This window comes from Arthrobacter sp. UYNi723 (assembly GCF_054057635.1).
Map to the genome: position 1 here is coordinate 98,429 of NZ_JBSRZM010000003.1, position 26,286 is coordinate 124,714.

At 67.1% G+C, this 26,286-nt stretch carries 19 protein-coding genes and 1 pseudogene; 12 read left to right on the forward strand and 8 right to left on the reverse strand.

The annotated features are described in order from the left end of the window. Positions 1 to 7: 7 nt before the first annotated feature. Complete coding sequence (locus ACVWY0_RS03650; RefSeq protein WP_252574154.1) at positions 8 to 706, reverse strand: TIGR03089 family protein; 699 nt, start codon at positions 704 to 706, stop codon at positions 8 to 10. A 412-nt stretch (positions 707 to 1,118) separates the two neighbouring features. Between ACVWY0_RS03650 and ACVWY0_RS03655 the strand changes: the two genes are divergently transcribed. The 3 genes from ACVWY0_RS03655 to ACVWY0_RS03665 are packed head-to-tail and all read left to right on the forward strand — an operon-like array spanning position 1,119 to position 6,611. Beyond that, positions 1,119 to 1,664 carry a WhiB family transcriptional regulator gene (locus tag ACVWY0_RS03655; RefSeq protein ID WP_485835468.1) on the forward strand — a complete coding sequence of 182 codons (546 nt, stop codon included), beginning with the start codon at positions 1,119 to 1,121 and terminating at the stop codon, positions 1,662 to 1,664. Between the two features lie 29 nt (positions 1,665 to 1,693). Next, entirely contained in the window at positions 1,694 to 5,026 is a 3,333-nt protein-coding gene (locus ACVWY0_RS03660) for a glycosyltransferase family 2 protein (RefSeq protein ID WP_485835469.1), read from the forward strand. Beyond that, positions 5,019 to 6,611, forward strand: coding sequence for a DUF5719 family protein (locus ACVWY0_RS03665; protein ID WP_485835470.1), 1,593 nt, complete (start codon positions 5,019 to 5,021; stop codon positions 6,609 to 6,611). The genes ACVWY0_RS03660 and ACVWY0_RS03665 overlap by 8 nt, the downstream gene beginning before the upstream one ends. 19 nt (positions 6,612 to 6,630) lie before the next feature. Here ACVWY0_RS03665 and ACVWY0_RS03670 read toward each other — a convergent pair whose 3' ends face one another. Further along, the gene (locus tag ACVWY0_RS03670) at positions 6,631 to 7,146 is read right to left on the reverse strand and encodes a metallopeptidase family protein (protein ID WP_485835471.1); all 516 of its coding nucleotides are present in this window, start codon (positions 7,144 to 7,146) and stop codon (positions 6,631 to 6,633) included. A gap of 120 nt (positions 7,147 to 7,266) precedes the next feature. Between ACVWY0_RS03670 and ACVWY0_RS03675 the strand changes: the two genes are divergently transcribed. The 4 genes from ACVWY0_RS03675 to ACVWY0_RS03690 all read left to right on the forward strand — a co-directional run bounded on the left by ACVWY0_RS03675 (position 7,267) and on the right by ACVWY0_RS03690 (position 10,880). Then, positions 7,267 to 7,656 carry a DUF3499 domain-containing protein gene (locus tag ACVWY0_RS03675; protein ID WP_485835472.1) on the forward strand — a complete coding sequence of 130 codons (390 nt, stop codon included), beginning with the start codon at positions 7,267 to 7,269 and terminating at the stop codon, positions 7,654 to 7,656. Between the two features lie 78 nt (positions 7,657 to 7,734). Then, positions 7,735 to 8,004 carry a Trm112 family protein gene (locus tag ACVWY0_RS03680; protein ID WP_485835473.1) on the forward strand — a complete coding sequence of 90 codons (270 nt, stop codon included), beginning with the start codon at positions 7,735 to 7,737 and terminating at the stop codon, positions 8,002 to 8,004. 95 nt (positions 8,005 to 8,099) lie between these two features. After that, positions 8,100 to 9,578 (forward strand): adenosylhomocysteinase, encoded by a 1,479-nt coding sequence (ahcY, locus tag ACVWY0_RS03685; protein ID WP_485835474.1) that lies wholly within the window; start codon positions 8,100 to 8,102, stop codon positions 9,576 to 9,578. Between the two features lie 63 nt (positions 9,579 to 9,641). After that, on the forward strand, positions 9,642 to 10,880 hold the full coding sequence (locus ACVWY0_RS03690; protein ID WP_485835475.1) for a L,D-transpeptidase: 1,239 nt from the start codon (positions 9,642 to 9,644) through the stop codon (positions 10,878 to 10,880). A gap of 41 nt (positions 10,881 to 10,921) precedes the next feature. On the opposite strand, the gene ACVWY0_RS03695 is transcribed toward ACVWY0_RS03690, so the two are convergent. Beyond that, on the reverse strand, positions 10,922 to 11,722 hold the full coding sequence (locus tag ACVWY0_RS03695; protein ID WP_485835476.1) for an RDD family protein: 801 nt from the start codon (positions 11,720 to 11,722) through the stop codon (positions 10,922 to 10,924). Positions 11,723 to 11,790: 68 nt separating this feature from the next. On the opposite strand from ACVWY0_RS03695, the gene ACVWY0_RS03700 reads away from it, so the two are divergent. After that, positions 11,791 to 12,783, forward strand: a complete 993-nt coding sequence (locus ACVWY0_RS03700) for a stage II sporulation protein M (protein ID WP_485835477.1) — start codon at positions 11,791 to 11,793, stop codon at positions 12,781 to 12,783. A gap of 123 nt (positions 12,784 to 12,906) precedes the next feature. Then, entirely contained in the window at positions 12,907 to 14,004 is a 1,098-nt protein-coding gene (locus ACVWY0_RS03705) for a TIGR01906 family membrane protein (RefSeq protein WP_485835548.1), read from the forward strand. Positions 14,005 to 14,048: 44 nt separating this feature from the next. Here the strand turns inward: ACVWY0_RS03705 and ACVWY0_RS03710 are convergent. After that, positions 14,049 to 15,470, reverse strand: a pseudogene (locus tag ACVWY0_RS03710) (AMP-dependent synthetase/ligase); the annotation flags it as partial. 66 nt (positions 15,471 to 15,536) lie between these two features. Then, complete coding sequence (locus ACVWY0_RS03715) at positions 15,537 to 17,219, reverse strand: dolichyl-phosphate-mannose--protein mannosyltransferase (RefSeq protein ID WP_485835478.1); 1,683 nt, start codon at positions 17,217 to 17,219, stop codon at positions 15,537 to 15,539. Between the two features lie 46 nt (positions 17,220 to 17,265). Here ACVWY0_RS03715 and rsmI point away from each other — a divergent pair, with 46 nt between their 5' ends. Beyond that, positions 17,266 to 18,225 carry a 16S rRNA (cytidine(1402)-2'-O)-methyltransferase gene (rsmI, locus tag ACVWY0_RS03720; RefSeq protein ID WP_485835479.1) on the forward strand — a complete coding sequence of 320 codons (960 nt, stop codon included), beginning with the start codon at positions 17,266 to 17,268 and terminating at the stop codon, positions 18,223 to 18,225. Between the two features lie 175 nt (positions 18,226 to 18,400). Then, the gene (locus tag ACVWY0_RS03725) at positions 18,401 to 19,900 is read left to right on the forward strand and encodes an NAD-dependent succinate-semialdehyde dehydrogenase (protein WP_485835480.1); all 1,500 of its coding nucleotides are present in this window, start codon (positions 18,401 to 18,403) and stop codon (positions 19,898 to 19,900) included. A 102-nt stretch (positions 19,901 to 20,002) separates the two neighbouring features. Here ACVWY0_RS03725 and ACVWY0_RS03730 read toward each other — a convergent pair whose 3' ends face one another. The 3 genes from ACVWY0_RS03730 to ACVWY0_RS03740 are packed head-to-tail and all read right to left on the reverse strand — an operon-like array spanning position 20,003 to position 25,012. Then, positions 20,003 to 22,489, reverse strand: a complete 2,487-nt coding sequence (locus ACVWY0_RS03730; protein ID WP_485835481.1) for a transglutaminase TgpA family protein — start codon at positions 22,487 to 22,489, stop codon at positions 20,003 to 20,005. After that, a complete protein-coding gene (locus tag ACVWY0_RS03735) occupies positions 22,486 to 23,889 on the reverse strand; it encodes a DUF58 domain-containing protein (RefSeq protein WP_485835482.1) in 1,404 nt (467 codons plus the stop codon). The genes ACVWY0_RS03730 and ACVWY0_RS03735 overlap by 4 nt, the downstream gene beginning before the upstream one ends. 13 nt (positions 23,890 to 23,902) lie before the next feature. Continuing rightward, positions 23,903 to 25,012 (reverse strand): AAA family ATPase, encoded by a 1,110-nt coding sequence (locus ACVWY0_RS03740; protein WP_485835483.1) that lies wholly within the window; start codon positions 25,010 to 25,012, stop codon positions 23,903 to 23,905. A 164-nt stretch (positions 25,013 to 25,176) separates the two neighbouring features. On the opposite strand from ACVWY0_RS03740, the gene ACVWY0_RS03745 reads away from it, so the two are divergent. Then, positions 25,177 to 26,079, forward strand: a complete 903-nt coding sequence (locus tag ACVWY0_RS03745; RefSeq protein WP_485835484.1) for a TatD family hydrolase — start codon at positions 25,177 to 25,179, stop codon at positions 26,077 to 26,079. Positions 26,080 to 26,286: the final 207 nt, after the last annotated feature.

The following is a 26,286-nucleotide window of genomic DNA, read 5'->3' on the forward strand; positions in this document are numbered from 1 at the left end:
AGGAAAACTATTTGCCGTGGATGCGTTCCGCGGCCAGCAGCTTGTCCGTCAGTTCCACATCGGGGTGCGCCAGCACCACTGAACCACCGCTGTGCCACGCGCCGAGCGAGTTCGCCAGCGCAGGCTCCAGCCCTTCAGAGGCCGGGACCAGAAGCCTGACGCCTTCCTCATGCGACGCCGCAAAACCAGTGATCAGGCTTTCGTGGATGTGCCGCTGGCCTCCGCCAGCCCGAATGGCACAGCCGGCCGCCGAAGGGTCTGTGTGTGCCATAAAGACGTCACCATGGGAGCGGACCTCGGCGGCGTAGTCGATGACCCCGGCAGGCAGGTCACCCGGCCACCGCATCGCCAGGGCCGGCAGCGCGACGGCGATAACGGCGTCGTGCTTCCCCACAACGGTTCCGGGCCTGTCGGTGACCAGGAGCTCCGCCTCCCCGCCGTCCAGGACTGTTTCCATGCCCAGCTGCCAGGCGGCCAGTGCCCAGATCATTGATTTCCAGTGGGCTGGCAGGTCAAGGGTCAGCCGCATGCCGGGCTCTGCGTCGAGTTCGTCCTGCAGCAGATTGCTCGTTTTTGCCACCCAGTTGTCCAGCACACGACCGGAGAGTTCCACGCGCTCGGAGTCCGGGCCGTACCAGGTCAGGCGGGGCGACGTGGCGTGGCCGGAACGCAGGGTGGTCATCAGATCTATCGCCGGGATACTCATGGCTTTATCTTGTCACGGACCCCATGGGGCGTCCTTGGCGGGGATGCCGCGCACCGAGTCCCTAAGGATCCCAGTCGGGTCCCTCAGGGATGTGATGTTACTCACAGGAGTTTGTCATCCTATTTGTCTAATTCGGGCTTCGCCTGTATTTTTGGCAGCTAATCAGCGGAAATGGGACCTTTTGGCCGCCGATGCTGACCGCCAGGCCTCCGGCGCGCCGGGCCTTCGAAAAACTCCCGGGCGTGGCGTGACCGGGATTGGCCCGGAAAGTTGATTATTATCCCGTCCACGGCTTGACTCCCCACTAGTTACACGCGTGTAATTAGATATCGAAAGTCACTGCATAAATACGGACACGCAACCGAGTGTCCAAGTATTCAGGCAAGGGCTGCAACATTTGGGGAGGGTCGCCGTGGGGCAAGCAGAGCGTATCCATGAAGATGCCGTCGTCGCCGGACTGGCAACGGCTAAATACCGCGCACGGGGGGTGCCGAGCGACTGGTACGTCGATCCCGCGGATCCCGACGCCGCGGACCGTTACAACCGCAATACCAAAGACCCCCTCCAGGACCAGGCCACAGCCTTCCTGGCGGCGCACGAAGCACTCCTTGACGGCGGACACGACCAGGACGATGACGACCTGGATCCGCCCATGGAACTGCGCACCCCGGCACAGGGAACAAGTACTCAGCCGGTGTGGATCGGACTGCCGTTCAGGCAGGACTTCGACGACGAAGGCGAACTCGGCTGGCAGACTGATGCATTGTGCGCGCAAACGGATCCGGAAGCCTTCTTCCCGGAGAAGGGCGGATCCACGCGCGACGCCAAGAAGGTCTGCGGTGCATGCAATGTGCGGTCGCAGTGCCTAGAATATGCGCTGGCAAACGACGAACGGTTTGGCATTTGGGGTGGCCTTTCCGAGCGTGAGCGCCGGCGGCTAAGGAAGCGAGCAATCTAATTCTTCAGGAAGTACATGTCACTGCCGTTGTGGTGTCCCACAACGGCAGTGCCTATCTCCCCAGAACCCTGGCTGCCCTCGCGGACCAGACCCGGCCCGCGGACTCCCTCATCGGAGTGGACACCGGATCCCGCGACGACTCCGCCGTCCTCCTGGAACGGGCCTTCGGTGCAACCAATGTGAGCACCTTTCCGCCCGGCAAGAGCGGCATGGGCGGCGCCGTGCGCGCCGGGCTCAACAAGCACGCGCCCTGGGAAGGCCAGTCCCAGCGCGCCGCCACAGAGTGGGTCTGGCTGCTGCACGACGATGCGGCCCCGGCCCCGGAGGCGCTGGCCGAACTCCTCAGTGCCGTGGAGCGCGCGCCATCCGTGACCGTGGCCGGCTGCAAGCAACTGGACTGGCACTCGGAACGCCGGCTGATCGACGTCGGACTCTCCACCAGCCGCTGGGCCGAGCGGCTTACCCTGATCGATGCCGACGAACTGGACCAGGGCCAGTACAACGGCCGCACTGACGCGTTTGCGGTGAACTCGGCCGGCATGCTCGTCCGCCGTGATATCTGGGAACTCCTGAAGGGCTTCGACCCCGCACTGCCGGGCACCGGCGACGACGTCGACTTCTGCTGGCGCAACCGCCTCGCCGGGCATCGTGTGGTGGTAGTTCCCACTGCACGGATGTTCCACGTAGCCCACCGGCCGCATGCCCAGGGAAACGCTTCAGCGGCGCGAAAAGCCCAGGTCCATCTGCGCCTCAAGCACGCCCCGCTGTGGAAGGTGCCTGTCCATGCGGTCGGTGCGCTGCTTGGCAGCATTTTCAAACTCGTGCTCAGCATTGCGGTCAAGGATCCCGGGCACGGTTTCTCCCAGCTTGTGGCCACATTCGCTGCCCTGGCCCGGCCCGGTGCCGTGGCAAGGGCCCGCCGGACCGCGGCAAACAGCCGGCGGATCCGGCGGTCCGTCATCAAGAAGCTGCAGACGCCCCGGCGTGAAGTCTGGAACCACCGCCGCTCCCTGATGGAAGCCCTGGGCGCCGACAACTCCACGGCCGATGGCCTGGTCCATGACCCCCTGGCGGACCAGCCCACGGGGGACTCATCAGATGACTTCGCTGCCCTGACCACCACCGAACGGGGTTGGGTGGGGACCGGCGCCATCGCCGCCATCATCATCGCGTCCGTGGCTTCCCTCACGGCGCTCACCGGGATGTTCCGGGCCGACGCTGTTTCCGGTGGAGGCCTCATTCCGGTGTCCTCCACCCTTGGCGAAATCTGGCACCACGCCTCCAGCTGGTGGATCAGCCTGGGGGCAGGGCTTCCGGGCAAGGGCGACCCCTTCGGCTATGTGCTGTGGATCCTTGGCCTGCTCGGCGGGGGAGACGCCAACGCGGCCATGGCCTGGCTCCTGCTGCTCGCCGCCCCGCTTTCCGGCCTGACCGCATGGTTTGCGGCCGGGGGCCTGACCATCCGGCGCCGCTTCCGCCTCGTTGCCGCCCTCTTCTGGGCGGCCGCTCCTGCCTTGCAGATAGCACTGAACCAGGGCCGAGCCGGTGCCTTGGTGGCCCACATCATGATCCCGCTGCTCGTCCTGGCACTCCTGCGCGCCACCGGGTCCGCTGTGGGCCACGGACGGTTCATTGTCCCGTCCGCGGGTGACCGGCGTTTCACCGAAAAACCACCCGCACGGCCTGGGATCAACGGCATGCCGTCCTGGACTGCCGCCGCCGCCGCAGGGTTGACGCTGGGTGTTGTGACCGCGTCGGCGCCTTCACTGCTAGTCCCGGCCGTTGTGGTTATTGTGCTCTGCGGGCTGATGCTTGGCCGTCGTGGCCGCACCGTGTGGTGGGCTCTTTTGCCCAGCGCCGCGCTCTTTCTTCCCTTCGGGCTGTCCGTTATCGACCGGCCGCGGGCATTGCTGGCAGACCCGGGTGTTCCGCTGGGATTCGAGGCAGCCCCGCTGTGGCAGCAGTTCCTGGGCCAGCCGCTGCTGTTCTCCGCCGAAGGTGGCCTGTCCGGCCTTCCGTTCTTCAGCGGCCAGGCGATCCCATGGGCACTCGTGCTGGCACTGTTGCTGGCCGTTCCCGTCCTGCTGCTTGCCGTTGCCGCCCTGTTCCTCCCGGGTAAGCGCAGCAGAACAGCACGTGTTCTCTGGGTGGCGGCTCTGGTGATCTTCGCCGGTGGCTGGCTCGCAGGGCACGTTGCCACCGGCGCAACTGCCGACACCCTCGTGACACCGTTCACCGGTCCAGCCGTCTCCGCCGCAGGGTTCGCCCTGCTCGGAGCCGCCCTGATCGGTGCCGAGCGTTTGCTTGATGCCGCGGACCGGGCAGCCTCGCCGAGTATTCGGCGAAACGTGGCCCTTCGCTCCGCTACGGCCCTTGCCATGGTAGTGCTGCTGGCCGGTCCGCTGGCCGGCATGGCGGTGTGGTCGGCGCAGAACCTGCTACGTTCCTCAGCCGTTGCCCTCCCGGCCGACGTGCCGGCAGGGCCCGCGCTGGGAACGCCACGGCTGGTGCAGCCAGGCAGCGCCCGGACGCTTCCCGCCACCGCCATAGACCGTGGCACCGGGCCGGAGCAGACACGCACGCTGCTGATCAGCACCCAGGAGAACGGCGCCTTTGACGCGGCCCTGATGCGTGGTGCCGGGACCACCCTGGACAGTTTGTCAACGATTGCCGCCGCCCGGAACATCCTGGGCGCGCCCGGCCAGGAGACGGTCAGGGAGGACGACGACGTCACGGCGTCCATCCGCAGCGTGGTGGCCACGCTGGTGGCCGGCCAAGGCGTGGACCCCCGTTCCGAGCTCGAGCGCCTTGGTGCCGGATTCGTGGTGCTGCGCTCGGCAGATACCGCCGCCCAGCTCACGGCCAGCAGAATGGACGCAGTTCCGGGGCTCGTTGCCGTCGGCCAGACGGATGTCGGCTGGCTCTGGCGGATTACGCCGCTGAACCAGCCGGTACTGCAGCCCGCCGACGTTGCCCATCGCGTCAGGATCGTGGACGGCGCCGGCGCCACTGTGGCGCTGGTGCCCTCCAAATACGACGACGTCGACACCCCCGTCGCCGAGGGACCGGAAGGGCGGCTGGTGGTGCTCGCCGAACGGGCGGACCCGGGATGGAGCGCCTGGTTCGACGGGCGGAAGCTCACTGCCACAACATCCGGCTCGGCCCAGGCCTTTACCTTGCCTGCCACCGCCGGCCAGCTGACCATCCGCTACGACACCCCTTGGGCCCTTTGGTCCGGAATCGCACAGATCACGGTGATAGGACTCACTGTAATGCTCGCCATTCCCATGCCCGCGCGCCGGCCCAACACAGGGCTCTCGAGGGACGAGGGATCTTTGCGTAAGGAACACCAGAATGCATAAGGACGCAGCCCGCAGGACCCCTCGCAAGCAGATGCTGGCAGGCCTGGTCTCGGCCGTGGCGATTGTGGCCGCAGCCGGCGCGGGACTCGCAGCCTCCTCGGTCGCTCCGCAGCCGGCAGGGAGCCGCAGCATCCCGGCCGTGCTGGCTGCAGTTCCCGCAGGCGCCAGCGCAGGGGTATGTCCTGGCCCGGCCCGCCTGCTCGAAGGAACGGAGGCGGGCACCGACCCCCAGTTCAGCCCCGAATCCGCGACCGCCAAGAGCGCTGTCACGGGCGCCGTCCTGAGCGCCCCCGGCGGTGTCCTCCCCGGCAGCAGGCTCGCTGCCCTTGACGGGACTCCCGCCGTCGAGATCGCCAAGGACGGCAGCCAGCCCGGCCAGGGGACAGGTCCCCAGGACCTGACCGCCGGCGTCCTCGCCGGGCACAGCGTGGATGATGCCAGCTTCCTGAGCGCCGACGCCCAGGCAGGCCAGAAGCCCTCAGCCGCCGGGCTTATGAGATTCACTGCCACGGACGGTGACCTGCAGGGCTCGGCGGCTGCCAATTGCCAGCCGCCCGCCAACGACCTCTGGCTGTCCGGTGCCAGCACCACCGTGGGCCGCACCTCCGTTCTTGTCCTCAGCAACGCCTCAAGCACACCTGCCACCGTCAGCCTGGAGCTCTTCGGCAGCAAGGGTCAGATCCAGGCCCCGGGCAGCAGGGGGCTGCTGGTCGCGCCGGGAGGTACCCGCTCAATCGTCCTGGCTGGCCTGGCCCCTGGTGAAGCCCAGCTCACGGTCCATGTCCGGAGCGCCGGCGGTCCGGTGGCCGCGTCCATCCAGCAGAGTGTCCTGAGGGGACTGACGCCAGGCGGCGTCGACTTCATTGCTCCGGGCGCCGCACCTGCCGCACGGCAGGTCATGACCGGAGTGGACATCCAAGACGCAGGCGCGATCTCCGCCTTCACGGGAAACAGCGGCTTCAACGACGCGGGCCCCGCGCTGGCCATCACGGTTCCGGGACCGTCGGACGCGGTAGTGGAGGTCAAGCTCTTCGGCCGGGACGGCCAGAAGGCCCTCCCCGGCGGCGGCGTTGTCACGGCAAAAGCCGGGGCCGTCACCGAGATTTCCCTGGCTGGCGTCCCCGCCGGCCACTACACGGTGTCCACCATTTCGGACGTGTCATTTGTGGCCGCAACCCGCATCACGCGGGGCGTCACGAACGAGAAGGCCTCCGACGTCGCCTGGGCTGCCTCCGGTGTCCGGCTGGGAAGCCAGCATGTGGTGCCCGTGCCCCAGGGCGGTGACCGAACCCTCGTGTTTGGCGTCCTTGAGAACCGGGCCACGGTCTCCTACGCTGCCATCACCGCGGACGGCAAGATCCGCGCGGCCGCCACTGCCGACGTCGCCGGCGGCACCACAACGTCCATCAAGGTCCCCGAGAAGGTGGACGAGTCGGAAGTGGTGGCGTATGTTGTCTCCGCGTCAGGTGACGCTGCCTACGGCGCGCTGCTCCTGCAGCAGGACGGCCGGGACGACATCTCCACGGTGGCCTTCACGCCGGCGGCTTCAGGGCAGGAAAAAGTGCCGGTCTCCCTGGGGTACTGACAGGACAGTACCGGCGGCGTCAGTACCGGCGGCGGTAGACCGGATCCAGGGTTTCCGGCGCTACGCCGAGCATTTCGGCGGTGTGTTCCACGACGACGTCGTGCACCAGATCCTGGAGTTCCTCCCGGCTGGCGCAACCCTGCTCAACCACCCGGCGGTACAGGGTGATCACCGGGCCTTCCTCTGCCGTGGCGGGAGTGTAGACGCCCATGGGAGGCGGGGCGGCGTCGGCCACCAGTTGCTCCAGCTGCGGGGGTATTTCGTCGACGGCAAACCGGACGCCGTCGAGCGTTTTGCCCCAGATGTCGTGGAGCCGCTGCGCGGAATCCAGCACCAGGTCGTCAAAGCGGTCCGACCGTGTCCGATAACCGGGGTGCGTTGGCAACACCAGCTCCCCGCGCAGGCCGCGACCGTGGCGGTTCCGGCGGCGCATCGCAAAGCTTCGGCCGGGCGAACCCGAACCCGTTTCTGCGGCGCGGTCATCCGGGTCAGCCAAACGGACCGTAAAAGCTGAATCTTGGTTCGATGACTGCATACCTTGACTGTAAACCCGGGCGCAGAATTACGCGACATAACCTCGGTTTTCGTGCCAGGGCGCGGCACCGATTCGGCAAATACTCCGAACAACTTGGGATACGGAGTAGTCTGTGATGTCGTGGGAGCTATCCGTCAATGTTCAAGGTCAGCCTGCCGTCAGTCGGCGGTGGCAACTTTGACGTACGTCTATGCCGACTCCACCGCCGTCCTGGGTCCGCTTGCCACCTACGCCGAGCCGCATTGCTACGATTTGTGCGAGCAGCACGCCGGGTCACTGACCGTGCCCCGCGGCTGGGAAGTGCTTCGCCTGGCGATGCCCACAAGCCCGCAGCAGCCCGGACCGGACGACCTCCTGGCCCTCGCCAATGCGGTCCGCGAAGCAGCGGCCCAGCCGCCCAAGTCGCAGACCATGCCGGGTCAGCGTGGCTCGCATTCAGCGCTGGAGGCCCCGCCCGGCACCGAAGGCGTCCGCCGGGGGCATCTGCGCGTCCTGCGCGAACCTTCCTGAGGCGGATCTGGCGGTAGGCTGGAACCTGCTAATCAGTCAGCCAACGGCGCGAACGCGCCCCTGTCGGGAGCACCAATCATGCCAAAGATCAGTCCTGAACTGTTGTCCGTCCTCCGCTGTCCCGTGACCGGATCGCCCCTGGTCCAGGAAGGCGAAGAGCTTGTGTCGACGGCGGCGGGAGCTTCGGGCGTGAAGCTGCGCTACCCGATCGAGGACGGTATCCCGCTGCTGCTGCCGCCGGAACTTCTCCAGGCCGCCACGGCTGCCGGCTCGGACCAGCATGATCCCGCCGTCCGGCCGGCCACGGACCCAAGCCCCGCCACGGACAAAACCGCAGCTACTGGCTAGGCAACGCCTGGACAACACGTACCACCACCAGCGGTCGACTTTCGCGCAAAGGCTTCAACGCCGTCGCCGCCATCGGACAAAAGCAAAGGAACCCCATGACATTTGACTACAAGGTAGCCGACATCGCGCTGGCCGAAGCCGGCCGCCACCAGATCCGCCTGGCCGAGCACGAGATGCCAGGCCTGATGTCACTCCGCAAGGAGTTCGGACCCACCCAGCCGCTGAAGGGCGCCCGGATCGCCGGATCCCTGCACATGACGGTGCAGACCGCCGTCCTGATCGAAACCCTCACAGCCCTCGGTGCCGAGGTCCGCTGGGCCTCGTGCAACATCTTCTCTACCCAGGACGATGCCGCCGCAGCCGTCGTGGTGGGCACGGGAACGGTCGAGGACCCGCAGGGTGTCCCGGTGTTCGCCTGGAAGGGCGAGACGCTGGAGGAATACTGGTGGACTGCACAGCAGATCCTGGCCTGGCCCGGCGCGGACACCAATCCGGAGCTCGGCCCGAACATGATCCTGGACGACGGCGGCGACGCCACCATGCTGGTCCACAAGGGCGTTGAGTTCGAAGCTGCCGGCGCTGTACCGGCGGCAGGCGAAGACGAGTCCGAGGAAGGCCGGATCTTCCTGGACGTGCTTCGCGCCTCGCTGCAGGAAGACCCGCAGTGGTGGACCCGGATCGGGGCCAGCCTGCGCGGCGTCACCGAGGAAACCACCACCGGCGTGCACCGGCTCTACCAGCTGGCTGAACAGGGCAAGCTGCTGTTCCCGGCCATCAACGTCAACGACTCGGTCACCAAGAGCAAGTTCGACAACAAGTACGGCATCCGCCACTCGCTGCCTGACGGCATCAACCGCGCCACCGACGTCCTGATGGGCGGCAAGGTGGCCGTCGTCTGCGGTTATGGCGACGTCGGCAAGGGAGCCGCAGAAGCATTCCGCGGCCAGGGTTCCCGCGTCATCGTCACAGAGATCGACCCCATCTGTGCCCTCCAGGCAGCCATGGACGGCTACCAGGTGGCCAAGCTGGAGTCGGTGCTGAGCCAAGGCCACATCTTCATCACCACCACCGGGAACAAGGACGTCATCCTGGCCGAACACATGGCCGGCATGCGCGACAAAGCCATCGTGGGCAACATCGGCCACTTCGACAACGAGATCGACATGGCTGGCCTGGCGCGGATCCCCGGCATCAAAAAGGTGGAGATCAAGCCGCAGGTGCATGAGTGGGTGCTCGACGCCGGGACCGCCGAAGAGCGCTCCATCATCGTCCTGTCCGAGGGACGCCTGTTGAACCTGGGCAACGCCACCGGCCACCCGTCCTTCGTGATGAGCAACTCGTTCGCCAACCAGACCATCGCCCAGATCGAGCTGTGGACCAAGCGGGACCAGCCCGAAGGCGAACGCGAATACAGCAACCAGGTCTATGTCCTGCCCAAGATCCTGGACGAAAAGGTTGCCCGCCTGCACCTCGACGCCCTCGACGTGGAGCTTACGGAACTCTCCAAGGAACAGGCCGACTACCTGGACCTGGACATCGCCGGACCGTACAAGCCCGAGCACTATCGTTACTGACGTGTGATGCCCCGGGTGCAGACGGTGCCCGGGGCTGTTATGTCCAAGCATTAAGATCGGACTATGGAACCTGTAGTTAAGCCACGCCGGCGGGGGACCGCCAAGAAGATTCTCTTGGTGGCAGCCGTGTGTGTCCTTGCCGCAACGGGCGGCGTGTTCGCCGCCGTCGCGCCGGGTTTTGCGCGCGGTGGCCTGGAGTCCGAAGCCAGCTCCGCAGTCCGGTCCGCACCGGGTGTCGCATCGCCCGTGGTGGCCCCGGTCAAGGTGGACGTCACGCCGGCCAACGCCGCAAAGCAGGTGAACCCGGCCACGCCGGTGTCGCTCAAGGTGGGCAACGGCAGGATCGAGAGCGTCACGCTGACCACCACCGCCGGTGAAGTAGTCCACGGCACGTTCGCAGGGGACGGCAGCAGCTGGACTGCGACCGACCCGCTGAAATTCAACGCCGAGTACAGCTACACGTATGTGGTCACTGACGGGGCGGGACGGGATACCAGGACCACAAACTCGTTCAGCACGGTTTCGAGCACGCACGAGGCGGATGCCGCCATCTACCCGCTGGACGGGATGAAGGTTGGCGTGGGCCAGCCGCTGCAGGTCATCTTCAGCGAGCCGGTGGTCAACCGGGATACCGTGGAGAAGGCCATCAAAATCACCTCCAGCGCAGGGCAGGCCGGGGCCTTCCACTGGTTCAGCGACACCATGGTCCGGTACCGCCCGGAAGCCTTCTGGGCGGCGAACTCCACCGTCACCATGGACATGCAGCTTTTCGGCGTGGACCTCGGCAACGGCCAGATTGCCAACTTCAATAAAAAGGTCACCGTGAATTTCGGTGACAAGCGGGTGGCTATCGCCGATGCCGCCGCACACACTTTCACGCTCAGCGTTAATGACCAGGTAGTGAAAACCCTCCCGGTCAGCATGGGCGATCAGCGCTTCCCGTCAGCGCGCGGCTACGCGGTCCTGATGGAAAAGAACCGCTATGACCGCTTCCGGGCGGCCAGCATCGGACTCAAGCCCGGCGATCCGGCCTACTACGGCGAAGTGGACGTGGAGTATGCCATCCGCCTCACCCTGAGCGGCGCCTACATCCACCAGGCGCTGGAGTCCGCCTACCCCTTCATCGGCAACACGAACGTCTCGCACGGCTGCATCGGGTTCGCTCCCGACGGCGCCGCCTGGGTATTTGAGAACATGACCACCGGCGATGTGGTTCAGATCATCAACACCGAAGGCGACTACGCCGCCGTCGACGACGGCTATGGCGACTGGAACATCCCCTGGGCGGAGTACAACAACTAGGAACCGTTCGGTCCGGGACCAGAACCAGGGCAGGTCCAGGCCTATGGCCCGAAGGGCAGGCGGTCCAACCGCTCCGCCGTGGCCGAGTTCCGGCGCCGGGCCTGCTGCAGCCGCGCGAGTTCACGGTGACGGCGTTCGGCGGTAACGGCCGCCAGGTACTGGTCCGGGCTGGTTCCCGGGGGCGGCGGAGGGGCCACATGCCCGGCCAGTTCGGTGGCGATCGACGCTGCCATTCCGGCGGCGGACAGCGGTGACATGCGCCCGGCCTGCCGGATGAATTGGGCGGCCTGCCGTGCGGTCGCATCTGGGATCCGACCGATGTCCGCGGCCGTGGCCCAGGCCTGAAGCTGTGGGGGTACAAAGACGCGGACCGGTGCCTCCACCGGCACGCGCCGGCGCAGCGCATACGTGCCGGCGAGAATGTCACCCAGCCGTTTGGAGCGGCTGTTGAAGAGGGCGACGCCGATGGCGAGGCCGCCCAGGGTGAGGTAGATTTCCAGGAATCCGGTCAGCCCCCGGATCACGGCGTGGCGGAACCGGATGGCGCCGCCGTCGTCCCGGACCACGCGCAGGCCGGTCGCCAGTTTTCCGAGCGAGAGCCCCCGGGTGAGGGTCTCCACGGCTACCGGGACAATCACGAAGCAGAAGACCACGCTCACCAGCGTCAGCGCCCGCATTGCTGCCTCGTCAAGGTCCTGGCCGGCGGCTGCGACGCCCAGCAGGATCAGGACCAGCAGGATGATGTTGAACAGGACATCCAGCAGGAGGCCGAGGGCACGGGCGGCGAAGGACGCGGGGCGCAGTTCCAGGACAACGGCCTCGCCGGTGATTATCGAACTCAAGCGGATACCCCAATCCCTTGTCAGCCATCCTGCGGACCTTCACAGTCTATGGCGGCTAGGCTGTTGCCGTGGATATGGATGCCTTCTCCGCCGCCAACGGGGACAAGTGGTCAAGGCTGCACTGGCTCGCCCATAAGCGGCGCCTCAGCGGCGAAGAGGCCGATGAACTGCTGCGCCTTTACCAGTCGACGTCGGCCCACCTTTCCTTCATCCGGTCGATTGCCCCGGAGAGCGGCCTGTCGGCGTCCTTGTCCGCCACCCTGGCCCAGGCCCGGACCCGTTTCACAGGTGCACGGTCCAACGTGATGGCGGACCTGGCCCGGTTCTTCGTGGCTGCCCTGCCGGCGGCTTTGTACCGCCTGCGGTGGCTGACGGTGGCCTGCGGCGCCGCATTTATCCTGGCTGCCGGCGCCTATGCGCTCTGGATCGGGACGTCCTCCGAGGCCCTGCGGTCCGTTGCCTCCGAGGCTGCGGTCCGGCAGTACGTCGAGGAAGACTTCATTGGCTACTACTCGGAAAATCCTGCGGCCTCGTTTGCGGGGGCCGTCTGGACCAACAATGCCTGGATCAGCGCGCAGGCGGTGGCCCTGGGCATCACCGGCTTCTGGGTACCCATGATCCTGTTCACGAACGCCCAGGGCGTCGGGATCGCCGCCGGAGTTTTCGCCGCCGTGGGCCGGCAGGATGTCTTTTACAGCTACATCCTGCCGCATGGCCTGATGGAACTGACGGCTGTTTTTATTGCCTGCGCGGCGGGCTTGAGGATCTTCTGGGCCATGGTGTCCCCGGGACCACGGACGCGGGGACGGGCCGTGGCGGACGAAGGCAGGTCGCTGATCACCGTGGCCCTGGGGTTGGTGCTGGTGCTGTTCGTTTCCGGATTAGTGGAAGGTTTTGTCACGCCCAGCCCGCTTCCGGTATGGGCCAAGATCGGCATCGGCCTGGCGGTGCTGGCTGCCTACTGGGGCTACGTCCTGGTATGGGGACGGCGGGCCTATGACGCCGGTGAACGCGGCGACTTGGTGGCCGGCGACGCTGGATACAGCGAAATCGCCGCATGAATCCGGGAGCGACGGGGTGGCTCCTCGCCCTCGTGGAGGAGCGGGCGGTAGGCTCGATATCAGATACACGGCGCTGCCCGGATCAGAGCCGGCGGCGTGGAACCCAACGGAAGTGACGCTGCTGTGAACGACAATTCGCCGACCCCTGCCAAACGCACGGAGCCGCAGCCGGATCCGGACCTGGATACTTCGTCGGACTCGGAAGAGCCGGCTTTTGTCTGGCTGAAAGACTCCGGCTCCAGCACTCCCGACGTGTCCCCAGCAAGTGGCGCCGGTGCCGGGCAGGGCGGTGTCACCCAGCCCGAAAGCCGCGCCGGCCGCAAAGCCGCGGAGGCCGCCGTCGAACCTCCCGCCGCGGTACCTTCCGTAGAAGAGTCGCTCCGCAAAGAACCGTCCGCCCAGGGCGCCACCCGAAACGGTGCCCACTTCAGCGAGCCGCTGCCTACGTCAGCGCTGCAGGTCCGTCCGCCGCAGGAGGAAGTGGAGCGCCGCAATGCGGAGCGCGAAAGCGCAGCCAACGCCAAGCCCGTGGCCCCGCGCATCTGGCAAGTCCTGCTGGCCCTTTTCTACCCGGTGATCCTGCTGGTGCTGGCCGTCCGCGCGGTCACCAGCCCGCTGTTCCTGTGGGCCGAGTACAACCGGCCCGGGTTCCCGGGCGACGGGTACGGGTTCAGCACCGACGACCGGATGACGTACGGTTCCTACGCGGTTGACTACCTCAGCAACTGGGCGGGGCCGCGGTACCTGGGTGATCTGGTCAACCGCAGCGGCGGGGACCTTTTCAAGGACGGCGAAGTCAGCCACATGGCCGACGTGAAAGTTGTCATCCTTTCCGCGTTTGGCGGGGGAGCGCTCCTGATCGTCCTCAGCCTCGTGGCCATCGCATACCTGCGCCGCCGCAGCACCGGCGGTGTGCGCCGCGGACTCTTCGCGGGATCCATTGTTGCGCTGGCGATCATCCTGGGCCTTGGCGCATTGGCCGTGCTCGGCTGGCAGCAGTTCTTCACCGAATTCCACCGGATCTTCTTCGCCAGCGGTTCCTGGACGTTTGCCCTTGAAGACACCCTGATCAGGCTGTTCCCGGGCCAGTTCTGGATCGACGCCGGTATTGTCATCGCCGCGCTGGTCCTCCTGGCGTCCCTGGTGACGCTCATCCTCACTTGGCCCACCCGCCGCCGTCGCGGCCTGGCCAAGGATGAGCCGATCGCCGCTGAGGCGTAGCCCCAAGTAACTGCACGTGCTCAGCCGTTTATTTTGGCGGGCTGCTTCTTGCGGCCGTTGATGGTCAGGAAGCCCTGAGGGTCCAGCTCGCCGAGGTCCCCGGTACGAAAGAACCCGTCCACAAAGGCCTCGGCGGTGGCCGCTTCGTTGGCGTGGTAACCCTTGAACACGCCGATCCCCTTGACCAGCACTTCGCCGTCCTCGGCCACGCGGATGGTGGTGCCCGGCAGGGGGACGCCCACGCTGCCCACCCTGGTCCGGGCGGGGGTGTTGGCTGTACAGGGGGCGGTTGTCTCGCTCAGCCCGTAGCCCTCAAGGACCGGGATCCCGGCGCCGCGGAAGAAGTGCGCGTCCTCAGGTGCCAGGGGGCCGGCCGCCGATACCGCGTAACGGACCCGGCCGCCAAGGAGCTGGCGGAGCTTCGGGTACACCAGCCGGTCGAAGACGGCATGCCGCGCCCGCAACGCCAGCCCGGGTCCGCTGCCCCCGCCGCGGGCCACGGTGTCCTGTGCCGTGGAGAAACGGACGGCGGCGGCTGACGCAGCCCTGAAGATCCCCGCTTTCCCGGACCCGGCAGCCTGGTGCGCGGCGTCAGCCCGGACCTTCTCGAAGATCCGCGGCACCGCCAGGAGGAACGTGGGTTTGAACGTGCCCAGATCCGCTGGCAGATCAGCTGGACGGCTGACGTGTCCCAGCGTGGCGCCCGCATGGAGGCACGCCACCTGGGCGGCGCGGGCGAGCACATTGGCCAGCGGCAGGAACATCAGGGTGCGCGCATTCTGCCCCTTGAGGATCTCCGGGAGAAAGGCGACGACGTTGACGGCCACGAGCGCAAAGTTGCCGTGGGTGAGCTCGCACCCTTTGGGCCGTCCGGTGGTGCCGGAGGTGTAGGCCAGGGACGCGACGTCGTCCAGGTCCGCGGCGGAGCGGTGGCGTTCCAGCTCGGCGTCCGTGACGCCCATTCCGGCAGCCGAGAGGCTGGCGAGGTTCGGGGCGTCGCCGTCGTTATCCATCCTCACCACGGTGACCAGCCGGTCCTTGAGCAGAGTGGAGGTCTCCAGGATGCCTGTAATAAGCGACACCTTGCCGCGGTCCTGCGCGAACACGCGGCGCGCGCCGGAGTCGTGCAGGATCCACTCCACCTGGCCGGGGGTCGAGGTCTCGTCGATGGGGACGCTCACGCCGCCGGCAAACCAGATGGCGAAGTCCACCAGGGCCCACTCATAGCGGGTTGCGGACATGACGGCCACGGTGTCGCCCGGCTCCAGGCCGCCGGCGATCAGTCCTTTGGCGAGGGCACAGACATCGTGCAGGAATTTTTGCGCCGGGACGTCGGTCCAGCCGTTGGGGCCTTTGCGCGCGTAGAGGGCGTGGGCCGGGTTGGCGGACTCCCGCTGGCGCAGGAGATCCGTGACATTGCTGCCGGGCTCCAGCTCCACCAAGAGTTTTGTGCTTGCTTCTCGCAAGGGGGCGTCTCCGTTCCGCTGCCTCAACGCAGTTCGCGGCTGGTCAGGGTTTCATGCAATCCTGCCTTAGATCCAGGACGGCATCCACATCCGGTAGCGCCATTCCTGGTAGGGGATGGTCTCCGCGGTCCACACCGGGTAGAAAAATGCGGACAACAGGACTGCCCCCGCGACGAAGAGCGCCACCACGTAGACACCGGACCGCCGGCGCCAGAGCGGATCGGTGTCCCGGCCCAGGACGAGGCCCAGGCAATACACCAGCGCGAGCACCAGGAAGGGCTCAAAGGAGACGGCGTAAAAGAAGAACATAGTCCGCTCCGGGTACAGGAACCACGGCAGGTAGCCGGCGCCCACGCCCGCAAGGATCGCCCCTGCGCGCCAGTCCCGGCGCCCGGCCCACCAGAACAGCAGGACCACCAGCGAGATGGCCGCTCCCCACCAGATCATCGGGTTCCCCACCGAGAGAATGGCTGAGGCGCAGTTGGGCACATCGCATCCCGGGACGCCCTGCTCCGGCTTCTGGTAGAAGAACGACGTCGGCCGGCCCATCACCAGCCAGCTCCAGGCGCTTGCCTCGTAAGGGTGTTCGGAGCCCAGTCCCTGATGGAACTTGTAGGCCTCCAGATGGTAGTGTGCCAGCGAACGCAGGGAGTCCGGCAGCCAGCCCCACTCCGCTGAGGGGTTGCTCTGGGCCCACCGCCGGAAGTAGGCGCCCTCGGAACGGAACCAGCCCGTCCAGGTGGCGGTGTAGACCACCGCCGCAACCGGAACCATGCTGACAAAGGCAGGCAGGCCATCCTTGATGATTCCGCCGCTGACCCAGCCGCGGATTCCCGCGACGCGCCGTGCATTGAGGTCCCACAGGACCGTCAGCACGCCGAAGCCGGCGAGGAAAAACAGGCCCGACCATTTGGTGCCTATGGCGAGTCCCATGCACACGCCCGCGGCGAGACGCCACCAGCGGATCCCCAGCCACGGTCCAGCCAGCAGTTGGCTGGCTGCGGGCCGAGCGTTCCGGGACGCGGCCGCGAGCCGTCCGAGCCGTGCGGCCAGCCGCCGTCGTCCGTCATCGCGGTCCAGCAGCAAAGCTCCGAAGGCCGCCAGGAGCCAGAACATCAGGAAGATATCCAGGAGTGATGTCCGCGACATCACCAGGTGGTGGCCGTCGACGGCGAGCAGCAGGCCAGCGGCGGCAGCCAGCGGCACTGAGCGGAACAGTTTCAGTGCAATCAGTGTGAGCAGCAGGATGGACAGGGTTCCGGTCAGTGCGGCCGCGAACCGCCAGCCGAACGGATTATCGGCCCCGAAGAGCCACATGCCGCCGGCGATCATCCACTTGCCCACGGGCGGATGGACCACGTACTCGGGAGTGTCCAGGAGGATGGCCGGGTTGCCTGCGTTGAAGGAGTCGTTGGCCTTGTCCGGCCAGCCCCGTTCGTAGCCGCTGACCACGTAGGAGTAGGCGTCCTTGACGTAATACGTTTCATCGAAGACCAGGCTGTGCGGCGTGTCCAGCCGGACAAAGCGGAGGACGCCGCCGATCACGGAGGTCAGGGCGGGCACCAGCCAGAACCAGAGACGCAGCGACGGCGGGTAATCCCGCCAGCTGCGGGTGCTGCCAATCAGGCGATCGCGGAGGGCTGTGGCAGAGAAGGCCTCCGCCGGACGGGCGATCCACGGGCCCCGTGCCGGCGGGATGGTCTGGCCGGCCTCGGCAGGCCGCATGGAGGTCTGCGTCACGAGCCCCATGCTACCTTTTGCAGCTTGGGCCGCCGGCCAGCAGTACGCTGGGGGAGTGGACCCTAACCCCAGCACCTTCGCCGATTCCCGCCCCGCAGAACCTTCCGTTGCCGCCGGGGAGGAGCCAGAGACAGAGGTTCACGTGGCAGCGGACCCGGCTGCAGCGGCACCGGTCGCCACGGGGCCGGGCCGGATCGTACTGGCGGCAACGCCCATCGGGAATATGGGAGACGCGTCGGCCCGCCTGATCGCGCTCCTGGGGACGGCGGACATCGTGGCCGCCGAAGACACCAGGCGCCTGCACCGCCTTGTCCAGAGCCTCGGAGTCACCGTCGCCGGGCGGGTCATCAGCTACCACGAGCACAACGAGGCCACCAAGACCGCGGAACTGCTGGAGCACGTCCGGTCCGGCAAAACCCTGGTCATGGTCACAGACGCCGGCATGCCTTCGGTCTCGGACCCGGGGTTCAGGCTGGTGGAAGGCGCTGTGGCAGCCGGACTCACCGTGACCGCCGTCCCGGGCCCGTCCGCGGTACTGACCGCCCTGGCACTGTCCGGTCTGCCCACCGACCGCTTCTGTTTTGAGGGATTCCTGCCCCGGAAAGCCGGCGAACGGGCGTCGCGGTTGGCGGACCTTTCGGCCGAACGCCGGACCATGGTGTTTTTTGAGGCCCCGCACCGGCTGGAATCGATGCTGCGGGCCCTGCGCGAGCGTTTCGGTGCCGAGCGGCGGATCGCTGTCTGCCGGGAACTGACCAAGACCTACGAGGAAGTCATCCGCGGGTCGGTCGGGGAACTGTTGCTGTGGGCCGAAGGCAACGAGGTCCGCGGCGAGATTGCCGTGGTGCTGGGCGGCGCCCCTGAGCAGGCGCCGGGCACCCCCGAGGACCACGTGGCGGCTGTCAACGAGCTGGTGGCCCAGGGAATCCGGCTCAAGGAAGCCGTGGCCGCCGTAGCCGAGGACGTCCGCGTCAGCAAGCGGGAGCTGTACTCGGCGGTCCTCGCGGCACGCTGAGCGTACAAAAAGGCCAGCTGTGCAGCTGCACAACGAAATCTCGCTTCAGCAGTGCGTCCAGGCGTAGACCCTCTGGCGGCCGCGGCAGTAGTGTGACAGTAAATCAGCCAATACGGCAAGGCCACCCAGGCCCTGCGTCAAGGCTGAACCAAACCTTACTGACGAGGGAGTCACCGTGACTGTCACCGCACAGCCAGCTGTTACCGCGGAGCGCGAAATCGCACTGCTGGCCTCTGTTCCCACCGGATTGCTGATCAACGGCGAATGGCGCCCGGCGGCGTCAGGCAAGACGTTCGACGTCGAGGACCCTGCCACGGGCAAGGTGCTCCTCAGCATCGCTGACGCCGGCCCCGAAGACGGCAAGGCTGCTTTGGATGCGGCCGCCGCGGCGCAGGAATCGTGGGCGAAGGTCCCGGCCCGTGAACGCGGCGAAATCCTCCGCCGTGCCTTTGAGATGGTTACGGCCCGTGCCGAGGACTTCGCGCTGCTGATGACCATGGAAATGGGCAAGCCGCTGGCGGAGGCCCGGGGCGAGGTCACGTATGGCGCCGAGTTCCTGCGTTGGTTCTCCGAGGAAGCCGTCCGCGCGTTTGGCCGCTACTCGGTCTCGCCCGATGGCAAGTCCCGCCTGCTGGTCACCAAGAAGCCGGTGGGCCCGTGCCTGCTGATCACGCCGTGGAACTTCCCGCTGGCCATGGCCACGCGCAAGATCGCCCCTGCTGTCGCGGCCGGCTGCACCATGGTGCTGAAGTCGGCCAACCTCACGCCGCTGACCTCGCAGCTGTTCGCCGCAGTCATGCAGGAGGCCGGCCTGCCGGCCGGAGTCCTGAACGTCATCCCCACGTCCACGGCAGGAGCCACCACCGGCCCGCTGATCAAGGACCAGCGCCTGCGCAAACTCTCATTCACGGGCTCGACGGAGGTGGGCCGGCGCCTGCTCGCCGACGCGTCCGAGACCGTCCTGCGGACCTCCATGGAACTCGGTGGCAACGCCCCGTTTGTGGTGTTCGAGGACGCGGACCTGGACGCCGCCGTCGCCGGTGCCATGCTGGCGAAGCTGCGGAACATGGGCGAGGCCTGCACCGCGGCGAACCGGTTCATCGTCCACGAGTCCGTCGCCGACGAATTCGCCCAAAAGTTCGCCGCGAAAATGGGTGAGATGACCACCGCCCGGGGCACCGAACCGGAGTCCAAAGTGGGTCCGCTGATCGATGCCAAGAGCCGGGATAAGGTTCATGAGCTCGTGTCCGATGCCGTGGCCTCCGGCGCCAAGGCTGTCCTGGGCGGCGCCCCGGCCGAGGGCCCGGGCTACTTCTACCCGCCCACCATCCTCACCGGCGTCACCGAAGGCACGCGGATCCTGTCCGAGGAAATCTTCGGCCCCGTCGCCCCGATCATCACTTTCGGCACCGAGGACGAAGCCGTCCGCCTGGCCAACAACACCGAGTACGGTCTGGTGGCGTACGTCTTCACGCGCGACCTGAACCGCGGCATCCGGATGGGCGAACGGCTCGAGACCGGGATGCTCGGCCTGAACGCCGGTGTTATCTCCAATGCCGCGGCACCGTTCGGCGGCGTCAAGCAGTCCGGGCTGGGACGTGAAGGCGGCCTCGAAGGCATCGAGGAATACCTCTACACCCAGTACATCGGCATCGCGGACCCCTACGCCGGCTGAACGGATTTTCCTCCGGCTGAACGGATTTTCCTCCGGCTGACAGGATTATCCTCCGGTCAGCCGCTTCCTCCACCGCCTGTAGGTAGCCGTTGCGGCGGGCCGCTATTGGCTACCACGCGGCCGGAACAAGCCGCCGCGCGCCCTCGACCAGGAGCGTGCGGCGGCTTTTGCCGTCCGGCGCGCCAACCTGTTGAGCCCTCTGAACGGGGCGGCCAGGAGCCAGGCCCACCGGCCCAGAACCGACGGCGGGAGCCAGTCGGCACGGAGGCGTCGAGGGAGCGAGGCGTTGGCACGCAGGGAATGCTGCACCGCCGCGATGCGTGGGGCAATGGCCCCTGTCCTGCCGCGGCCGGCTGTGTCATGGACAGGCGGGCCGTAGTGCCGGCGTTCGAAGTCGGAGGTGAGGCTGCGGATGGCTTGGTGCGCGGCGTCGTCCATGCCGCCATGTTCGCCGAGCAGCGATGAATGGCGGAGCCGTGCGGAATACGTCCGGGCTGTTTCGCTGGAGTCCGGTGGCAGTCCGTAGTCGGTTCCGAGATCACGGATTTCGGCCCACGCCAGCGGAATCACGTCCTCCCGCGCCCGGTCCTCGGTGCGGAGCCGCCGGGCACGCCGCCCCATCCTCACCAGCCGCGGCGAGGCCGCCAGGAGGACCAAGCCCAGCGCGGCCGCCGTCCCCAGCAGCCATGGCAGGAGCAACTGCCCGAGGTCCCCTGCGCCGCCACCTGCGCCGGGGAGAGGCACGGCCGTGGCGCTTGGCGTGGGGGTCGGGGCGGTTGCGCCGGGAAGGAGGTCGTCGTTATTACCCAGCGAACCGGGGATGCCGGGTGTGCTGGTTTCCGTGGCGTACGCGGGTATAACACCACGCGACGGCGTGGGTTCGAAGGGCACCCACCCCAATCCCTGGAAGTAGAGCTCGGGCCAGGCGTGGGCGTCCCGGGCGTCCACCTCATACTCCGGCAGCGCATCTTGCCCGGCCACTGAAACCGTGGAACCAGTGCTTCGGCCCGGCGCGTAGCCAACCGCGATGCGGCTGGGGATACCTTCCAGCCGGGCCATCACGGCCATCGCGGACGAGTAATGGATGCAGTATCCGCTCTTCTGGGTCAGGAAATCGGCCAGCACCGAGAGCCCGTTACCGTCGTAGCCGCCCTGGACAGGTGACTGGAGCGAGTAGGTGAACTCCCCTGAGCGAAGGTATTTCTGGATGGCCATGGCCTTGGCGAATGGTGTGTCACTCGAAGCTGTCACCGTGTCAGCCGTGCTGCGGACGATGTCCGGGACGTTGCCGGGAACCCTGGTGAAGTCAGCAGGGATTCCCTGCACGGCCTGCGACGACTGTTGAAGGAGGGTGGCCGTGAGCTTAGGCGCCGTGGACACCACAACGTATTGCTGTGCCCGCGTGTTGGTGTTGGCACCCTTGACGGCCAGGGTGGCCGGGTCCCATGTCCAGGCGCCATTGAGCCCGCGGATTGTTTCCGGCGCGTACGGCAACGGCAGGTACGGGCTGGTGAACGTGCCCGTATCCACGGCAGTCACCTGGCGGAGCTGCTCCTCGGCGACGATCTCGTGGCCCGTCTCAAGCTGTCCGGCCACGGGGCGGCGCTCTGCGTCGCGGTCATCAGGTCCCCACGACTCGCCGTCGAAATTGTCAACAGTGACGGACCGCAGATACAGCGGCCCGGCCGCGTTGGTGGCATAGGTGATCCGCCCGCTTCCGGCCGGTGCTCGCAGGCTGTTTCCCAAGGTAATCATGGGGTTCAAGCCGGTCCCGGCGCCCCACGGGTTCAGCCGGGCGCCCTGCGGAAACGTGCCGTGGTCGAATCCGGGGATGGCCGCCGGCACCGCCAGTGTTGCCACCAGTGCCACGGTTCCGGTCAGCATGGCCCGCCGGAACTGGCCGGCATTCCGGCCGCTGTCGGCCGCAGTGCGGGAATCCGGTGCAAACCACTGGCTGCACGCGAGGATCAGGAGGTACCCGGCCGCCGTGGCAGTGAAGCCCCAAACCCCCACGCTCTGGGGCTTCACGGTGGCGGGGACTACCAGGATGGCCAGCAGGCCCAGTCCGGTTGTTGCCGGCATGCCAAGCGGCACGGCCAGCGCATCGATGAGGATGACTGTCAGGCCCAGGGCTGCGCAGCTGACCATAACGATTCCGGCGTTCGGAGCCACCGGAGCACTTTCCGCAAGTACCGTCTCGCTCGCCCGGCGGACGAACCTGTCCACTTCAGCCAGGGTTGCCCCGGACGGGATGAAACCGGCAATGCCCGTGCTTCGGAAGAACGTCAGGGTGAGAACCGCGATCAGGGAGGCAAAGCCGCCGGCAGCCACCACGAGAGGATGGGCCCGCAGCACGCGGAGCGTGGCGATGGTCAGGCAGACCACCACCACCGTGGTCAAGATGGGCAAGTACCAGGCCCAACCCCGCAGGACACCGTTGAGGGAAATCGCGGCGCCGGCCACGGACAGGGCGACGGCGCCGGCCATGGCCCAGGGGTACGCCCCGACCCGCGTCCGTGCCGGAACCTGGCCCGGGGCACCTGTGGCTGCCTGCCCGCGGGACGCGTTGCGTTCCGGTGCCAGTGTCACCGTCCCACCCCCGCTCCGCGGCGTACGTCTGCCGCTGCCGTGGCCGGCGCAGCACCACCCTGGTCGAAGTGCGTCCAGGCGTCCGGGACCGGAACCGAGGTTGGCACCGCCACTGCCCGCCAGCCGCCCCGGCGGAGGGCCTCCAAAGAGTCCTCGGAATCCGCGGGCCTCTCGGAAACGATGATGGCGAAGGCATTCGCGCCATAACCCGCCGCCGGAGCGAGGGCTCTGGCCTCGCTCGGAGAGATCCTGCCGAGCACGGCAATAAGGGGCCCCCGCATCCGGTGGGCGGAGAGTTTGTCCATCAGGTGATCGTCGAAAACGGCCGGTACGGCATCCTGGCCACCGTGGTCCCGGGCAGCGTGGTGCGGACCGGACAGCTGGATGGCGGCGAGGCTTTCGGCGATCGACTGGAGCCCGGACACTCCGCTGAACTCTTCCGCTTTCGGTTCCGGTGCGGACGGGGAGCGGAGGAACGCGGGTTCGCCGCGGGGGTCCAGGAGGCGGAGGGCGTAGTTCCGCTCCGACAGGTGCGTGCAGATGGAGATCGCGGCCACCACGGCCCACTCGAACGTGCCGCTGGTGATCATCTCGTGGCCGTCCACGGCCTCATTGCCCCCGAAACCAGAGCCGTGCCCGCCGGAAAATGCCGCGAACCGTTGGTCCAGGATGATGGTGGCCTCCGGCGTTGTGACGGATTCCTCCTGGCGCACCATCAGGGCGCCGTGGTGCGCGGTGGCTGCCCAGTGCACCCGGCGCATGGGATCGCCCGGGCGGTATTCGCGGGTCATGACGTCGTCGTCGCTGGGGTTGGCGCGGGTACGGGTTGCTGTGATGCCGTCGTTGCCGCGGGCTCCCGCGAGGCCCGTCACGGGAAGCTCGACGGCGGCGGGCGTCACGGTGAGTGTGTCGCCGTCGTCAATTGACCGCCGGTGCAGGGACAAACCGAACGGATCCGTGAACACGGCGGTTACCGGACCGATCAGGTACTGTCCGCGTTTGGTGGAACGCAAATGGTATTCGTACCTGCTGGTCCCGCCCTTGGCCGAGCGGGCGGGGAAGTGGAAGGCCGGGGACTCGCCGAACCGTGGCGGCAGCCGTTCCTCCATGATCGCCCGGCCGCCCCCGTAACCGGTCCGCGCCACGGCGAGCCGCACTATGGTGGCGGCGGAGGTCTCCACCGGGGACGGGTTGAACTCGCGGTAAACCTGGAACCGGGGCTTGAGGAGCCTGATCCCGGCCAGCGAAACCAGGGGAAGGACGATGAGCAGGACACTCAGGCTCAGCAGATCTCGCCGCCCCATGATCTGCGCAGACAACAGGCAGACGGTGCCGGCGGCCAGGAGCCCCCAGCCACGCTGGCTGAACAGGTGCCGGGGTAGTCGGTCACGCAGCGCCATGTGCCGGCCCTGCCTAGTGGTTCCGGCGCAGTCCGGCCGGCGGGGCCGATGACCGGGCCGGGTTGTTCACCGGGTCCTGGTTCACCGGGAGCCGGGAGAGGATGCCCCGGATGACGCTGTGCGGGGTCTCGCCGGCGCCGGCCGCCTTCCGGTCCAGGATGATCCGGTGGGCCAGCACGGATTCCGCCACGCTGACGACGTCGTCTGGCAGCACAAAATCACGGCCGTCCAGCGCCGCCGTGGCCTTCGCGGCCCGGAGCAGCTGGAGCATGGAGCGTGGGCTGGCGCCCAGCCGGAGCAGGGGGCTTTCGCGCGTTGCGCGGCCTACTGAGACGGTGTATTCCTTGACGGCTTGGGAGACGTAAACCTGTTGGACCGTGGCGATCATCGCTGCGACGTCCGCCGCGGTGACCACAGCGGAGACCTTGGCCAACGGGGAGGTTGCCTGATGGGTCTCCAGCATTTCGATTTCGGAGTCCTTGTCCGGATAGCCCATGGAAATCCGCGCCATAAAGCGGTCGCGCTGGGCCTCGGGGAGTGGATAGGTGCCTTCCATCTCGATCGGGTTCTGGGTGGCCACCACCATGAACGGTTCGTCGAGTTTGTACGAGTCCCCGTCCACGGTCACCTGGTGTTCCTCCATACACTCCAGGAGGGCGGATTGGGTCTTGGCGGACGCGCGGTTGATTTCATCGCCAATAACAATGTTGGCGAAGACGGCACCCGGGCGGAACTCGAACAGCCGCGACGCCTGGTTATAGATGGACACGCCCGTCACGTCCGAAGGCAGCAGATCAGGAGTGAACTGAATGCGGCTGACCGTGCAGTCAATGCTCCGGGCGAGGGTTTTGGCCAGGAGGGTCTTGCCCACACCTGGCACGTCCTCCAGGAGCAGATGGCCCTGGGCCAGCAACACCGTCAGGGCAAGCCTGGCCGCATCCGACTTTCCGTCAATGACGGTGTTGATCGAGGCCAGGATCCGCTGGCTGGCCGCGTGGAATGAGTCCGCGTCCATGGCTGCTGCCTTGTAACCGTTGAGATGGCCCACCTGCTCCGTCACGGCGGTAAAGTTCCGGCTGGCAGGGGTTACCTCGTTGACGGCGGTGCGGCGGTGGGAGTCCATCTGCAACCTTTCAGCCCGGGGATCACCCGGAACGGGACAGCAGGCCTGCCTTCGCCCGGCGGTGGGCGTTCGCATCTGTTCGTACCAGCCTACTAACACAACTGCCCTGGCTGACAGAGAGTTCCGGGAATTCTGCCGCGATCCGCCGCCGCTAGGCTTGAGGGATGTGCAATTCGCTGATTCCCGCCGCTTACCGTGCCGCCGGGGCGGACCCTGCAGACGCCGGCCGGCAGGCGCGGCAGGACTATCCGCCGGCGCCGGAGCCGCTGCCGGTCCCCGTGATGGACAACCATACGCACCTGGATTTCCCCGACGGCGAGAGCCCGGTGGGCATCGCCGCGGCGTTGGATGCGGCCCAGGCCGTCGGAGTGCTGGGGGCCGTCCAGGTGGGCTGCGACCTGGAGTCCTCCCGGTTCACTGTCCGCGCCGTTGACCTGGACAGCAGGTTGCTGGGGGCCGTGGCATTGCACCCCAACGACGCCCCGGACTATGCCAGGCGCGGCGAGCTGGAGGATGCGCTGACGGAGATTGAGCAACTGGCCGCCCACCCCCGGATCCGGGCTATCGGCGAGACCGGCCTTGATTTCTTCCGCACCGAAGGGGAGGGCCTGGCCCACCAGCGCTATTCGTTCCGGCGGCATATCGATATTGCCAAGCGCCTGGACCTGACGCTGCAGATCCATGACCGCGACGCGCACGACGACGTCGTGCAGGTCCTGCGCGAGGAGGGGGCTCCGGAGCGGGTGGTGTTTCATTGCTTCTCGGGTGATGAGGCGCTCGCCAGGATCTGCAATGCCGCGGGCTGGAACATGTCCTTTGCCGGCACGCTGACCTTTAAGAATGCGGCTAACCTCCGCGCCGCGCTGGCGGTGGCAGACCCGGACCTGGTGCTGGTGGAAACGGATGCCCCGTTCCTGACTCCGCATCCGCACCGCGGCCGTCCCAACGCCAGTTATGTGGTGCCGTACACCGTCCGCGCCATGGCCGAATTGACAGGAACTGACCTCGCCGAGCTCTGCACCCGGATCAGCCAAAATACCGTGCGGGCATACGGATCGTGGGACTGATCTGGGCCTCGTCACATTGCTTGTTACACATACCTCGTATGTAAAATTCTTGGCCGCTTTATAACGCTACGGTTACAGTGGAGAACTATTAGCCGGGGTCGGGGAAGGCCTTCGGATAATTTCACTTCATTCGCAGCAGGACCAGGCAGGGCTTTGATGCCCCCTGCCTGCCGCGCGGAGTGTGGCGGCGCAACGGTGCCCGGAGCT

Coding starts and splice junctions, on each gene's coding strand:
- ACVWY0_RS03745 (WP_485835484.1), top strand. CDS start 25,177: ATGTGCAATTCGCTGATTCCCGCCGCTTACCGTGCCGCCGGGGCGGAC.
- ACVWY0_RS03735 (WP_485835482.1), bottom strand. CDS start 23,889: ATGGCGCTGCGTGACCGACTACCCCGGCACCTGTTCAGCCAGCGTGGC.
- ACVWY0_RS03715 (WP_485835478.1), bottom strand. CDS start 17,219: ATGGGGCTCGTGACGCAGACCTCCATGCGGCCTGCCGAGGCCGGCCAG.
- ACVWY0_RS03690 (WP_485835475.1), top strand. CDS start 9,642: ATGGAACCTGTAGTTAAGCCACGCCGGCGGGGGACCGCCAAGAAGATT.
- ACVWY0_RS03665 (WP_485835470.1), top strand. CDS start 5,019: ATGCATAAGGACGCAGCCCGCAGGACCCCTCGCAAGCAGATGCTGGCA.
- ahcY (WP_485835474.1), top strand. CDS start 8,100: ATGACATTTGACTACAAGGTAGCCGACATCGCGCTGGCCGAAGCCGGC.
- ACVWY0_RS03650 (WP_252574154.1), bottom strand. CDS start 706: ATGAGTATCCCGGCGATAGATCTGATGACCACCCTGCGTTCCGGCCAC.
- ACVWY0_RS03670 (WP_485835471.1), bottom strand. CDS start 7,146: ATGCAGTCATCGAACCAAGATTCAGCTTTTACGGTCCGTTTGGCTGAC.
- ACVWY0_RS03680 (WP_485835473.1), top strand. CDS start 7,735: ATGCCAAAGATCAGTCCTGAACTGTTGTCCGTCCTCCGCTGTCCCGTG.
- ACVWY0_RS03740 (WP_485835483.1), bottom strand. CDS start 25,012: ATGGACTCCCACCGCCGCACCGCCGTCAACGAGGTAACCCCTGCCAGC.